The following is a 14,284-nucleotide window of genomic DNA, read 5'->3' as shown; positions in this document are numbered from 1 at the left end:
ATCATATGGCAACAAAGAAGCCCCAAAACAAATCTAAAGATGGTGAAGAAGAGCTTAACGAAGGTGTAAAGAACGCTTATACTGATCGTTTGAAAACCTTAAAGCTTGCACTCGATTTTGTCGCAAAGAACGACATTCCTCATAGTGTTGAGAAATTCAATCACTACTTAGGAATTTTAGCAGCATATAATCGTACAACTGAAAAACATCTAACGCCAAAGATGTTTGATCCACAAAAAGATATTTCAGAGCTCTTATTGATTAGTCAGGCATATTGGAACCTTGCAAAATCTTATGACAAGAGTCCAAAGCTTCGTAGTGAGTCAATGCGTTGCCTACAACAATTTATTGCCTTTTCAATTGGCTATAAATATCAGCACGCTAATGCCCAAATTGTAAAAAAGTTTTTAAGATCAGGCCAGGCCCATAATAAAAAAGCTTTTCAACAAGCTTACGATAAAATTAATGTGCGCTCTAAAAATTGCTATTTAGCAACACATGCCTATCCAAATAATGAAGATCTTCTTGATACATTAAGAGGTATCAAACCAACCCTAGCAAAATACAAATTAGGACAAGGATTCATCAATCGCTATTATGAGGTATCACCTCATATTGTTAAGATATTTAAAGAGAATAAATCTTTAGATTTCACTTTTAATAAGTTATTAATTAAACCATTAATTTATTTAATCTATAAAATATTAAGATGAGTGTAGTTAGAAACCTAATCACAAGAGAATGGCTAAAATTTTTCGCTGCTTCGGCAGTGGTTCTACTCTTATTGCTCTCTCTAGGAAATCTCATCTCAGGCTTTTTAAGAGAAAATGTAACGGCAAAAGAAGTTCTTCTGAGTTACTTTATCCAGCTACCAAGCTTCTTAATAAAGGTTATTCCAATCTCGTGTCTGATTGGAAGCTTATTTTCTATTAATAAACTTAAAAGTCGAAACGAGCTAGTCGCCATCTTCGCCGGTGGTTACTCACGACAAAGCTATCTTAGAGATATCCTGCTAACTTCTATTTATATAGCAATTTTTCAATTCATCCTAAGTGCTTATATCAGCCCGTATATTAACTCGAGAAGATTTAGCATCCTTGATAGTCCAGATGAAAAGTTTAGAGTCTTCAAAAAGAAAGGACTCTCTTCTTCCACAATTAAGTCTGGTAAGATCTGGTATAAGTCACCTAAGTATTACTTTGCCTTTTCAAGCTTCGATAAGAAAACCAATACCCTAAATGAAGTAACGATTTATCACTATAATACGGGACGAGAGTTAACGAAGATTGATACTTTCAAAATGTTAAGCTATGACTCTCGCACCGAGAGATGGTGGCCAACAAACGGAACAGGTTATGATGAACTTGATTCACCATCTTTTCCAAAAATAGATATTGTGGAACTGCCTCTTACACTCAATGAAAGTATTGAAGAATTTACTAAAATTGAAGCAGATATCTCAACGTTAACTTTTCTACGACTTTACGACTATATAACCCAGCTAAACAATAATGGCATTAATGTTAATGAGTACCTAGTTATGTTCTATATGCATATTTCCGAAGGACTTATTTGTATTATCTTCGCACTCATTGCAGCAACTAGTATCTTTAATCCAAATCGTCGAAATAGTTCATTTGGGCGCAGTGTTGCCTTTATTTTTATTTTCACAATTCTATACTGGCTAGTGCAATCATATTTTATTGAGCTAGGTAAAAACTTGAAAATTAGTCCGTTCTTAGCGACATTTTCAGTCCCCTTCCTGTTCACCATTGTAATCGTTCTTATCTTCTTTAAAAACAGACGTTTAACGTAAACGATTTACAGCTGAAAGCTGGACTTGTGCGTCGCACACATGCTATAAGAATTCCATGAATAAATCAGAAGAATTTTTAAAAGATTACACTCTAGAAGGTGAAAAGCTAGAGATTTTTACTTACCCAGCACCTGTTCTAAAAAAGGTGGCAGCACCAGTTGAAAAGTTTGACGACGAGCTTAAGAAGCTTTGTAAGGATATGCTTTTTACAATGTACCATGCCCCGGGAATTGGTTTAGCGGCACCACAAATTGGTGTTTCAGATCGCATTTTTGTTATGGATATCGATTTTCATAGCAAAGAAATTACTCGTGCTGACGGGACAAAAGATCAAGAGCTATCAAATTTTAACCCAAGAATTTTCATCAATCCTAAGATTGAAAAACTTCAAGGCGAAATTCTTTATGAAGAAGGGTGTCTTTCAGTTCCAGGAATTTATGAAGAAGTAAAACGCTCAGAACAAATTCGTGTTACTTATCAAGACATTGAAGGAAACGAACAAGTCTTAGAAGTTGATGGACTTCTATCTGTTTGTATTCAACACGAAAATGATCACCTAGATGGGATCGTTTTTCTTGAAAGACTTTCAACTCTTAAAAGAAACTTCTTAACTAAGAGATATATGAAAAGGGTTAAGGGTAGATAGTGAAAAAACTTAAGGCAGTATTCTTTGGTACACCAGATTTTTCATGCCCAAGTTTAGAACTTCTGGCCAATCACCCACAAATTGATCTTAAACTTGTTATTAGTATGCCAGATAGGCCAGCAGGAAGAGGACAAAAACTTCAGTCACCTCCTGTTATTACTTATTGCAAAGACAATAAGATTAAATTCTATCAAACAGAAAATATCAATAAGGATGAAGAGCTTCTAAAGCTATTAGATGAAGTCGATGCAGACTTTTATCTCGTTCTTGCTTTTGCTCAATTCCTTGGCTCAAAAGTATTAAATAAACCAAAATTAGGATGTTTCAATATTCACACTTCTCTACTTCCTAAGTATCGAGGAGCAGCTCCAATTCAATACGCTCTATTAAATGGTGACACGGAAACTGGTGTCTCAATTCAAAAGATGGTTAAGAAAATGGATGCTGGCGATATTGTAAAAGAATCAAAGCTAAATATTGCTTTTGAAGAAACTGGTGGACAGCTTTACACAAGACTTAAGTTTGCAGCATCTTTAACACTTAATGATTTTGTCACTGACATGCTTAATGACGAAGTTACTTCGTATGAGCAAGATGAATCGAAAGTAAGCTTTGCTCCTACTCTTAAGAAAGAAGACGGTCATATCAAGTTTTTAGAAAATGACTTTAATACAATTCATAACCAAGTTAGGGCCCTAAAGCCTTGGCCAGGAACTTATTGTTTCTTAAATGACAAACGCTTAAAAGTTATTGAGATATCTAAGTATGACAATGCTGGACTTAAGCCTGGTGAAGTAAAAGTAGCGGATAATAAAATCTTAGTTGGATGTACTGATTCGACAATAAGACTAAATATGATCCAACTTGAAGGTAAGAAAGCTTGCCGTGATACAGACGCAGTCAATGGCCTTACTAATAAATTCGATAGTTTTAAAATTTCATAACAATATTGCTAAGGGGATTTAGATGCAAACAATTATCTCACCAAGCATTTTAGCTGCTGATTTTACAAACCTAATATCTGATATTTCAGTAATTGCGGATGTAAAAGACCTTTGGCTTCATCTTGATGTTATGGATGGCCACTTCGTACCAAACCTAACATTTGGTATTCCTGTAATTAAACAGATTAAAAAAATCACTAATATTCCACTCGATGTTCATCTAATGGTGACAAATCCAGAGTTCCACTTTGAAGCACTAAAAGATTCTGAAATCGAGAATATTACATATCATTTTGAAATCAATTGTGATCATCACGCATTGATTAAGAAGTATCGCAACAACTATAAAAGCATTGGCCTGTCGGTAAAACCAGCAACAGATATCGAAAGTATCCCACTTGATCTTTTAAAAGAGATCGATCTACTTCTCGTTATGTCTGTCGAGCCAGGTTTTGGTGGACAAAGTTTTATGCCAAATGCTTTGGACAAAATTGCATACCTTAAAAAGATGAAAGAAGAACATAACCTAAAATTACAAATACAAGTTGATGGTGGGATCAATCAAGACACTGCAAAACAATGTCTTGATAAAGGTGCTCACAACCTTGTTGCTGGGTCGTATATTTTCGGCAAGGCCAAGGATCAATATAAAACACAAATAGAGACATTAAGATAAGATTAGACAAAATAGGACGACAAAGATGAAAGAAATTATTATCGATGGCCACAGCCTAAGTGTTGATGACATTTATGAAGTATCATTTGCAAAAAAGGATACAGTTAAAGTTAAACTAAGCGACATCGCTCGTGAAAATATTTTAAAATCAAAAGAGTACGTACAAAATATCGTCGATAAAGGTGAGCCAGTTTATGGTATCAACACTGGCTTCGGTGCTTTATCTGATAAATTTATTGAAAGAGAAGACCTTGCTCAACTACAAGTTAACTTAATCCGTTCACATTGTACTGGAGTTGGAAAACCTTTCTCTAAAGAAGTAACAAAAGCAATCATGCTTCTTAGAGCAAATTGTCTTGCATCAGGATTCTCTGGTGTAACAATTGACGCTATCGAATTATTAATTGAGTTTATCAACAATGATATTATTCCAGTGGTACCTGAAAAAGGTTCTGTTGGAGCCTCAGGTGACCTTGCTCCCCTTTCACATATTGCCCTAGCACTTATTGGTGAAGGTGAAGTTATCTATGGTGGAAAGGAAGTTCGTTCTGATTTCGCCATTAGAGATATTGGTAGAGAGCCTGTAGTCCTAGGGCCAAAAGATGGGCTTGCACTTATTAACGGTACGGCCGTTATGGCAGCACTTGGTGCAATTGCAATTAAACAATCAGAAAACTTAGTTCGTGTTGCCGATATTTGTGCAGCAACAACTCTTGACGGAGTTCGTGGAACACTTAGAGCATATGATCATAAAATTCACGGACTAAAGCCACATCCAGGACAAATGGCAAGTGCTATTAACGTGAACAATATCATCGCAGGTAGTGAAATCTTAGACTCGCATGTTGACTGTGGAAAGGTACAAGACCCTTACTCACTAAGATGTGTTCCTCAGGTTCACGGTGCTTCAAGACAAACTCTTGCTCACGCAAAAGAAGTTTTAGGAATTGAACTTAACGCTGTTACAGACAATCCTCTTATCTTCTTAGGTGAAGACGAAGTTATCTCAGGTGGAAACTTTCACGGTGAAGCTATTGCAATGGCAATGGATTACTTAGCAATTGGTATAGCTGAACTTTGTAATATCAGTGAAAGACGTGTTGAGAAAATGATGAACCCAACATTCTCTGATCTACCAGCATTCTTAACTCCTGAATCAGGACTAAATAGTGGTCTAATGATCGCACACGTTACTGCAGCAGCTCTAACTTCAGAAAATAAATACCTATGTCATCCAGCAAGTGTGGATTCGGTTCCTACTTCAACAGATAAAGAAGATCATGTTTCAATGGGTGTAACTTCAGGGCGTAAGCTTCACGAAGTAATTGAGAACGCGACAAAATGTTTAGCGATTGAGCTACTATGTAACTCACAAGCTATTGAATTTCATCGCCCTCTTAAATCTTCACCAGCAATTGAAGAGTTAATTTCACACATTAGAAAATCTGTTGATAAAATTGTGGAAGATAGAGTTTTCTATCGTGACATCAATAATATTGAAGCTCTAATTGCTAATGGTGAGTTACTGAGAGCAGTTGAAAAGCATACAGGAAAATTACAGTAATGATCATCTACAAGAATATTAACGAAGTCTTAACTCTTGAAGCGGCCCAAAAAAAAGATGGCCGCAATCTTCTTCCTGAAGATATTTCAATTCTTCACCACGGTGCAATCGTATTTGAAGAAGATGAAATCGTATGGGTTGGTGACAGCGATAGTATTCCTGTAGAGTATCTAAAAAAAGCAAAGCTTGTTAAAGACCTTGAAGGTTATGTTATCACTCCAGAACTTGTCGATTCTCACACACATCTTATCTTTGGTGGTAATCGTGCAAACGAATACCAAATGAGATTAAATGGTGCAGACTATGAAGAAATTGCAAAAGCTGGTGGTGGAATTGTTGCAACTTCAAATGGAACTAATAATACAAGTGATGAAGAACTACTAAATAGCTGTCGAGACAGAATTAAGAGAATTGCAAGTTACGGTGTAGGAACAATTGAAGTAAAATCTGGTTATTCACTTTCATTTGAAGGTGAAATGCGAATGACAAAGTTAATCGCGCAACTTAAAAAAGAGTTTGCTCCAGATATTCAAATCTTCAATACATTCATGCCCGCCCATGCTCTTCCAAAGAATTATGATTCAACACAGAAGTATATGGATGAAATTGTCATCCCTCTTCTTCATGAAGTCGCTCCACTTAATATCATTGATTGTGTGGATATCTTCCATGAACAAGGCTACTTTGATTCAGAAGACGTTAAGAAGCTAGCTCAAGCAGCTCAGGAATATGGCATACCATTAAAAACCCATGCTGATGAATTTAATGACAATAAAGGTGCTATTCTTGCCTGCGAATTAGGAGCGCTTAGTACTGATCACCTTCTGTGTACAACTGAAGATGGAATAAAGAAATTAGCTGAATCAAAAACAGTAGCAACCGTTCTTCCTGGAACTGGAATCTACTTAGGAAAGCCTAAAGCAGATGCTAAGCAATTAGCTGACGGTGGCTGCAAGCTGGCCATTGCATCAGATTATAATCCAGGATCTTGTCACTGTGACAACTTACTTCTCTTAGCTTCAATCTGTGCCCCAATGTATAAGATCAACATGACTCAGATGTGGGCAGGGATTACTTTAAATGCAGCTGCTGCTGTTGGAAAGTATGACCAAGGCGCAATCATCGAAAGATTTAAGCCTCGTTTTAGTATCTTTAAAACGAATACTATTTCTGAAATTACTTATAATTGGGGAAGAAACCTAGCAGTTGATAAGAACTCTATTTAAGCCACTCGCGAATTTTTTCTTTAAATTCTTCAGAGTTGAAATCTTTCGAGCCTTTTGCAACTTCAACGACGCGGCCATCTTTGTAAACAATTGATACAGGGATGGCAGAAACCATAAAGGCATCTGTTAGCTTACCCTGAGAATCTTTAACAACATCAAAATTTACATTGTATTTTTTTACAACGTCTTTAATCTTCTTTAGTTGCTTTTGACCTTCGTCAGAGTTAACTGCAATAATTTTAAGTTTTGGATCTTTAATTTCAGAGCGAAGACTTACCAGACTTGGAAATTCTTCAAGACATGGTGTACACCAACTGGCCCAGAAATTTAAAATAACAACACCCTTAGAAAGCTCTTCTTTTTTATAAGTTTTCCCTTCTGTAGATTTTAAATCCGGACGAACGAGCATTGATTCATAATGTTGAATCTTTTTAACATCCACACCAGCGACCTTGGCAGTTGTAAAACTGTCATCAGTCACAAATAGTGATCCAAGAACTAGTACGCATGCAACTAGTAGGATCTTATATGGAAATTTTTTTCTTTCTGTACTCAACTCTTAACCCCAGTTAGAATGGTATTATACACTTAATTAGGTAAGATTGCACTATGCAAAAAACGCAAGACAAAGAGCTAGAGAAAAAAATTCTTAATCAAGCTGGGCAAACCTTTGTCGAGTTCATCTTTTTACTTGTTATCTTAATCGGTCTATCCGTCACACTTCTAAAGGGAAGTAACTTCTTTTTAGCTAAACAATGGGAAATTGCAATCAACAGCATTGCGCGTAATTACCCAGGCCATAATCCCGGTGTAAAATTAACTGAATAGCTTTTTACTATAAATTAACTCTTATACTGGAGTAAAAATGTATATTTTATCTTTAGACCAAGGTACTACAGGTACTACTGCTACTATTATCGACGCTAAAACTTTTAAGTTTGTTGATAAAGAAAATCAAGAATTCAAACAGTACTTCCCAGACACAGGTTGGGTTGAACACGATCTCGATGAAATTTGGAAGAGCGTAAAGAGCACCGTTCAAAGTGTTCTTAAAAGAAATAATATTGATGCCAAAGATATTGCCTCGATTGGAATTACTAACCAAAGAGAGACAACTTGTGCCTTTAACCGCAAAGGTGATGCCTTGGCCAAGGCCATCGTTTGGCAAGATCGTAGAACAGCAGATTTCTGTGAAAGCATGAAGGCCCAAGAGGACAATTTCAAAAAAGTTACTGGTCTTCCACTTGATCCATATTTTTCAGGAACGAAAATGCACTGGTTATTAAATAATAACCAATACGTTAAAGAAGCCTACAAGAATCATGACCTACGATTTGGAACAATCGATACTTTCCTACTTTATCGTCTAACAAATGGTGAAGCATATAGAACAGATGTATCCAATGCATCAAGAACATTACTTATGTCACTTGATACATGTAATTGGGACGCAAATCTCTGTGAAGCTCTAGGAATAGATCAGACATGCTTACCAGAAGTATGTGAATCTATCTGTGACTTTGGAAAAACAAAAGGCCTAGACTTTCTTCCAGACGGAATTCCTATTAATGGAATACTAGGAGATCAACAAGCTGCACTCTTTGGCCAAGCTTGTTTCACAAAGGGAACAGGAAAGTGTACCTATGGTACTGGTGCATTTATGCTAGTTAACACTGGTGAAGAAAAAAAATATTCTGAACACGGCCTTCTAACAACAGTTGCTTATAAGTATCAGGGTAAGACTTATTATGCTCTTGAAGGCTCTTGCTATATTGCAGGGGCATGTGTTCAATGGCTTAGAGATAATCTTCAAATCATTGATAATGCAGCTCAAACAGAAGATAAAGCGAATGCTATTAAAGATCTAAATCAAATTAAAGATCTTATATTACTTCCATTCTTTACAGGGATTGGCTCACCATATTGGAAACCGCATGCAAAAGCGGCATTAATTGGAATGACACGCGCAACGGATACGAATGATATTTGTCGTGCTGCTCTTGAGGGAATTGCTTTAAGTATTAATGATCTAATTAAGGCCATGAAGAGCGACATGGGAAGCGATCTTGAAGAATTCAAAGTGGATGGTGGTGCTGTTGCAAATAATCTCTTAATGCAAATTCAGGCCGATATCTCGGGGATCAATGTTACGAGACCAAAGGTTATTGAAACGACTTCTTATGGTGCAGCTTTAGCTGCTGCTATTGGCGCAGGTCTAATGTCTATTGATGATGTAAGTAAGCAATGGGAAAAAGAATCATTCTTTGAATCTTCAACAGCTAATTCTGAATACTTCGATTATAAAAAGAATCTTTGGAATAGATATATTCAAGTAAATTTTTAAATATACTAGGGGGCTAGTCCCCTAGTACTTTAAATATATCTGTAACTTTTCTAACTGGAATAATTTTTAATTTTGATTTCTTTGAGTAATCTTTTGCAACCTTTGGAGAGGCCACAAGGGTCTTATAATTAAGTTGTTCCATTTCCTTAATTCTCATCTCCATATGAGGAACTGTCCTAACTTCCCCAGTAAGTCCCACTTCTCCTAAGAAAACTGTATCCTTAGGAATTGGTTTAGACTTATATGAACTTAAAAGAGCTGCAATGATACTTAAGTCTGACTCTCGAGTCGTAAGCTTCATACTTCCAACAACATTGACATAGATATCATTCATGCCCATCGGAATATTTGCATACTTTTCAATGATTGCAACCATCATAGCAACTCGATTATTATCAAGACCTTGAGTTGTACGACGTCCATTACCAAATTTATTTTCAGCAACGAGAGCTTGAACCTCAACAAATAAAGGTCGCGTCCCTTCCTTAATACAAGTTAAGCTTTTTCCAAAGCTATCTTCTAAATCGTCATCCAAGAAGAATTGTGATGGATTCTTAACTTCATTCAGTCCATCTTCTTGCATTTCAAAAATGCCTACTTCATTTGTATTTCCAAAACGATTTTTAATAGCTCTTAGCATTCTATAGTGACCAAACTGATCACCTTCAAAGTAAATAACCGTGTCTACCATGTGCTCGAGAATTTTAGGACCAGCAATCGCACCATCTTTTGTAATATGGCCAACAACAAAACAAGTAATTCCTGTTGCTTTAACATGATTCATTAACTCATAAGTAACCTCACGAATCTGAGAGACTGTTCCTGGAGGAGATTGCAACTCACTCGAAGTTGTTGTTTGAATCGAGTCTAAAACCATAAAACGTGGTTTAATTTTTTTGATTTGATTTAGAATATTTTGCCAATTTGTTTCGTTATAAATATAGAATGAATCATTTTTAAGGCCCATACGTTTTGCACGTCCAGCAACCTGTCCCTCACTTTCTTCACCACTAACATAAAGAAAGCTTTGATCATTTTGCTGACCTGAAAGTTTTGAAAGCATTTCTGTAAGTAGTGTCGATTTACCAATACCGGGTTCACCACCAATTAAGATAAGAGAGCCTGGAACTAAGCCTCCACCTACGACTCGGTCAAATTCACCGATGCCAGTACTTACACGGTTGTATGTTTCAACTTCGATTTCCTTTAGCTTTTTTGGTGCTGTTTCACCAACGGCCTTAACTTTTATACTTTCTTGGACAGGTGAAAAAGTTTCTTCGACAAAACTATTCCACTCGCCACAGTCAGTACAACGTCCCATCCACTTTGCAGTTTGAAATCCACAATTTGAACATTCAAAAACTTTTTTACTTTTCTTGGCCATTAATCAATCATTCCCATTACTTCATCTTCTGACTTTATCGTAATTCCTAAATCTAGTGCCTTCTTATATTTAGAAGACCTAGCTTCAGTTTCATTTGTAAGAAGAATATCAGTGTTCTTGCTAACAGAACCAACAGGTGTTCCACCTGCGGCCTTAATATCTTTTTCGATATCACTTCTTTTTCGTGATAGAGAACCAGTAATACAAATTTTTAATCCAGCCAATCCAGAGCCAACTTCTTCTTCTAATACTTCAAAAGTGAAACCAAGAGCTTGTAGATTTTTAATTAAATCTTTCTTTTCTTGTAATGAGTTTACAAAAGTTGTGGCAGACTTTTCTGCAAAACCTTCAAGAGTTGCAAGCTCATCTGCATTCATATTTAATAGTTTTTCTATTGAATCAAAACCACCATGAACTACTTTTTCACATTTATTATAGGCACCACCTGTAATTCCTAGAGCTGAAATAAATGTAATTAGATCTGCCTTCTTTGATCCTTCAATACTTGTAAGAAGTTTTGTGGCCAATTTATCTTTCACTTTATCAAGTGTTAGTAACTGATCCATTTCTAGCTTATAAAGATCTTCAATTGTTGTTACTAACTTCTTACGAATCATCTCTTCAAGACGTTTAGAGCTTAGATCATCAATACCAATTTTTTGAATAAAATTTAAGATCGCTTCTTTAACTTGAGCTGGACAAGCAGGGTTCTTACAAAAGAGTCTAATGTCTTCGATGACGACTTTAGACTCGCAACTTGGACAACATTCTGGAATTAGAAATTCATTTTGAGACTCTTCAATTGTCTGAAGAAATTTAGGAATAACTTCTCCACTTCTAATTATCTCAATCTTATCCCCTGCTTTTAAATTATGCTGTTTAACCATTCCATAATTATGCAGAGTCACGCGAGAAATGACAGCACCACTAATAGAAACAGGCTCAACTTCACCTACAGGAGTTAAGATACCATTTCGAGATACTTGCCATGTAATTGAATTAAGAGTTGTTTGTACCGTCTCTCCTTCAAATTTAAAGGCCATCTTATAACGTGGATGATGAGCTGTTTCTCCAAGTTCTTCATGTAGCTTTATTTCATTGTAGACAAAAACAAGCCCATCAATCAGATAATCTCCATTGGCCATAAAGTCTTTGGCATCATCAATCGCAACTTCATAATCTTTCTTTGTATGCATGAGAGTATATTCAAGAATATCGAAATCTTCTTTCTTGAGTGTTTCATACTTCTGACTTTCTTTATCAAAGTCTAGGCCAATTAGATCAAAGGCCTTAAAATTGATATAAGAACATAGACTGATATTTTCTTTTCTACCCACTAGACCTGCGACAATATTTCTTTGAGATGAAGGTCTCTCTAACCCTTGAGCAACCATTGTTTCTGAAAGGTGAAAAAAAGATTGTTCATCACAATACATCTCACCTCGAATTTCTATTCTATCCTTAATAGAAATCGATCCTGGAACACCTTTCATCCATTGAACTTTTTGCGTGATATTTTCACCGTAAGTTCCATCGCCTCTAGTCTTAGCTAACACTAGGTGTCCGTCTTCATAGATAAGAGAACAAGAGACACCATCAACTTTATAAATTCCTAAGACTTCGTATTTCTTGGCCCAAGAAATTAGCTCATCGACTTTATAGGTTTTACCAAGTGATAACATTTTCTTGTCGTGCTTTACTTTATCAAGTGAAGTGATTGTTGAACCAACAAGATTGAGAACTGAGTTTTCTGGATCTAATTTTCTTAACTCATCTTCTAATTTGTCATATTCAATATCTGTAATTTCTGGTTTTCCAGCATAGTACAATGCCTTATGGATCTTGATTTGATCGGCCAATTCTTTTATACGTTTCATGTTCTTTCTCTACTAATTTAGATTGTCATTTTAGAAAGCAAATTTCACACCACCCTTTAGGGCCGTGTTCTTAACAGTTACTTTAGTACCGTCGCTTGCAAATTCAGCTTTATCGCTTAAGTAATCGATTCCACCGTATAGATTGATATTTGGTCCATACTTATATTCAGCACCAGCAGCAACGTGGAAGTTAGTTGTATCTTTTGCACTACCAAAAATCGAAACATCTTCTTCATAACCAGGATCAAGCATAAAATCGAATTGGAAATAAATTCTAATTCCTCTAACCAGTGGCATACTTGCTCTGGCACCGACTAAGATTCCACTAAAGTTTATTTCAGTAAATCCATCTGCTACTTGATTATCAAAACCATGTGTATATGATCCGTAACCAAAGAAGACATCAACTTGTGGGCCATAGAAGAAGCCCATCGGAAGATATTTATAACCTGCTAGTAATCTAAAACGAGATGAGTCCATCGAATTACTATCAGAAACTAAATTACCTGCATCTTTTGAATACTTTCCAAAACCTTTTTCTAATTCTAGGCCAACCCAATAATTTCTTGTAAGCCACAGCTCACTATCAAAGGCGATTGCAAAATCAACTCCGTTAATTGATTTTGTTCCATTTGAAATTGATGAATTATTATTTGATCCTGTCCCAATCTTAAGGGCCAGTCCAAATTCACCTAATCGACCAAATGAAGATGTACGATCATTACCTTCAACTGGATCATATTTTAAATCTCTCTTTTCGGATTCTTTTGTATTCTTAGAAATTAATACCCAGTCTTCAGCTTGAATAAGACTCTTGTCTTCATAGCGAAGTACTTTTACTTGAGATAGTGATTCACCAACATGAATAATCCTACCTGTAGCAATTGTTTTTGTTTCCCAGTCAACGACTTCCTGAAGAAGTGGGTGCTTTCGACGTCGCATCGGACGTACAACCTTTACTTCATAATCAGTAAAGATACCGGCATCTTTTCCAAGATCAATTGAGAACTGTTGTCCTAGAACTCCAAGTACACGAGCATCGTATGGAATTTGTTTTTCATATTGATCGAGCCAATTATTGGCCGTCTGAGCAATTAATCCAGGATCGTCACTATTAAGCTCAATTTTTTCATTGAAGTAGATATCTCTACCATTAGCTCCAAAGATTTGCATATTAACAGCAACACCTTTTGGAAGGCTTTCAATTTTAACTTTAATTAATGAGCCAGCATTTGTTTTTTCAGAAACCAATTTTAAAACTTTTGGATTCTCTAAGGCCGCATCTAGATTCTTCTTATAATTTGATAAAATATTGATAATTTCAGAATTATATTGGTAATAGCACCAACGTGATGATTTTAGGTAACCTTCAATTTTAGCAAAGACCTCATAACCTAGTGCTCCACCGACAGAGTCTCTTACAGGTAGAACCATACAACGACGTGCGCTTGGTGCAGCAAAAGCATCAAGTGCTAGTAAAAGTGAAAAACTAGTTATAAGTAATTTGATTATTTTCATTGAGACGACCTTCGTAGAGATCTACGAGCATTTTATATTCATTATTTTCTTGCTTGGTTTTAATTAATTCTTTTTTAAGAAGTTCATGTTCTTCTTGTAAACGCTTTAGGTATACGATGGCGTTCGATGCACTTAGTGAATCGTTATATTCCCACTCGTTCATTTGAATCAGATATTTACCCTGATCAAATTTCCAAATTAATTTATCTCTTTTTATATAGCGACGAATTGTTGATATTGAGATTCCCTTCAACAATGAATAGTCATTTATGTCCATCCAAATCATTTC

At 35.9% G+C, this 14,284-nt stretch carries 14 protein-coding genes; 9 read left to right on the top strand and 5 right to left on the bottom strand.

All coding sequences use genetic code 11. The annotated features are described in order from the left end of the window. Nucleotides 1–5: 5 nt before the first annotated feature. Genes ABMA78_RS15715 through hutI form a run of 7 tightly spaced genes read left to right on the top strand, consistent with a single transcriptional unit; the run spans nt 6 to nt 6,872 of the window. The gene (locus ABMA78_RS15715) at nt 6–713 is read left to right on the top strand and encodes a hypothetical protein (protein WP_392861442.1); all 708 of its coding nucleotides are present in this window, start codon (nt 6–8) and stop codon (nt 711–713) included. After that, a complete protein-coding gene (locus tag ABMA78_RS15710) occupies nt 710–1,816 on the top strand; it encodes an LptF/LptG family permease (RefSeq protein ID WP_392861440.1) in 1,107 nt (368 codons plus the stop codon). The genes ABMA78_RS15715 and ABMA78_RS15710 overlap by 4 nt, the downstream gene beginning before the upstream one ends. A gap of 55 nt (nt 1,817–1,871) precedes the next feature. Continuing rightward, the gene (def, locus tag ABMA78_RS15705) at nt 1,872–2,462 is read left to right on the top strand and encodes a peptide deformylase (RefSeq protein WP_392861439.1); all 591 of its coding nucleotides are present in this window, start codon (nt 1,872–1,874) and stop codon (nt 2,460–2,462) included. Then, the gene (gene fmt / locus ABMA78_RS15700; protein WP_392861438.1) at nt 2,462–3,406 is read left to right on the top strand and encodes a methionyl-tRNA formyltransferase; all 945 of its coding nucleotides are present in this window, start codon (nt 2,462–2,464) and stop codon (nt 3,404–3,406) included. Before def ends, fmt begins: the two co-directional genes overlap by 1 nt. Before the next feature lie 22 nt (nt 3,407–3,428). Further along, nucleotides 3,429–4,082 (top strand): ribulose-phosphate 3-epimerase, encoded by a 654-nt coding sequence (gene rpe, locus ABMA78_RS15695; RefSeq protein ID WP_392861437.1) that lies wholly within the window; start codon nt 3,429–3,431, stop codon nt 4,080–4,082. A 25-nt stretch (nt 4,083–4,107) separates the two neighbouring features. Continuing rightward, nucleotides 4,108–5,646 (top strand): histidine ammonia-lyase, encoded by a 1,539-nt coding sequence (gene hutH, locus ABMA78_RS15690; protein WP_392861436.1) that lies wholly within the window; start codon nt 4,108–4,110, stop codon nt 5,644–5,646. Further along, a complete protein-coding gene (gene hutI, locus ABMA78_RS15685) occupies nt 5,646–6,872 on the top strand; it encodes an imidazolonepropionase (RefSeq protein WP_392861435.1) in 1,227 nt (408 codons plus the stop codon). Before hutH ends, hutI begins: the two co-directional genes overlap by 1 nt. Here hutI and ABMA78_RS15680 read toward each other — a convergent pair. Continuing rightward, on the bottom strand, nt 6,865–7,428 hold the full coding sequence (locus ABMA78_RS15680; RefSeq protein ID WP_392861434.1) for a TlpA family protein disulfide reductase: 564 nt from the start codon (nt 7,426–7,428) through the stop codon (nt 6,865–6,867). The two genes, hutI and ABMA78_RS15680, sit on opposite strands and share 8 nt — an antisense overlap. 53 nt (nt 7,429–7,481) lie before the next feature. Here ABMA78_RS15680 and ABMA78_RS15675 point away from each other — a divergent pair, with 53 nt between their 5' ends. After that, the gene (locus tag ABMA78_RS15675) at nt 7,482–7,700 is read left to right on the top strand and encodes a hypothetical protein (RefSeq protein ID WP_392861433.1); all 219 of its coding nucleotides are present in this window, start codon (nt 7,482–7,484) and stop codon (nt 7,698–7,700) included. Nucleotides 7,701–7,737: 37 nt separating this feature from the next. Continuing rightward, nucleotides 7,738–9,216, top strand: a complete 1,479-nt coding sequence (gene glpK, locus ABMA78_RS15670) for a glycerol kinase GlpK (RefSeq protein WP_392861431.1) — start codon at nt 7,738–7,740, stop codon at nt 9,214–9,216. Between the two features lie 13 nt (nt 9,217–9,229). On the opposite strand, the gene radA is transcribed toward glpK, so the two are convergent. The 4 genes from radA to ABMA78_RS15650 are packed head-to-tail and all read right to left on the bottom strand — an operon-like array spanning nt 9,230 to nt 14,281. Continuing rightward, nucleotides 9,230–10,600 carry a DNA repair protein RadA gene (radA, locus tag ABMA78_RS15665; RefSeq protein ID WP_392861429.1) on the bottom strand — a complete coding sequence of 457 codons (1,371 nt, stop codon included), beginning with the start codon at nt 10,598–10,600 and terminating at the stop codon, nt 9,230–9,232. Further along, the gene (gene ligA, locus ABMA78_RS15660; protein WP_392861428.1) at nt 10,600–12,477 is read right to left on the bottom strand and encodes an NAD-dependent DNA ligase LigA; all 1,878 of its coding nucleotides are present in this window, start codon (nt 12,475–12,477) and stop codon (nt 10,600–10,602) included. Before ligA ends, radA begins: the two co-directional genes overlap by 1 nt. A gap of 30 nt (nt 12,478–12,507) precedes the next feature. Continuing rightward, nucleotides 12,508–13,995: a hypothetical protein gene (locus tag ABMA78_RS15655; protein WP_392861426.1), complete on the bottom strand. Its 1,488-nt coding sequence runs from the start codon at nt 13,993–13,995 to the stop codon at nt 12,508–12,510. Next, nucleotides 13,967–14,281, bottom strand: coding sequence for a hypothetical protein (locus ABMA78_RS15650; RefSeq protein ID WP_146037886.1), 315 nt, complete (start codon nt 14,279–14,281; stop codon nt 13,967–13,969). Before ABMA78_RS15650 ends, ABMA78_RS15655 begins: the two co-directional genes overlap by 29 nt. Nucleotides 14,282–14,284 lie beyond the last annotated feature (3 nt).

The organism is Halobacteriovorax sp. RZ-2 (genome assembly GCF_043196685.1).
GTDB lineage: Bacteria > Bdellovibrionota > Bacteriovoracia > Bacteriovoracales > Bacteriovoracaceae > Halobacteriovorax_A.
Note: the sequence above shows the minus strand (reverse complement) of the source record. Positions and strands in the feature narration are given on the sequence as shown.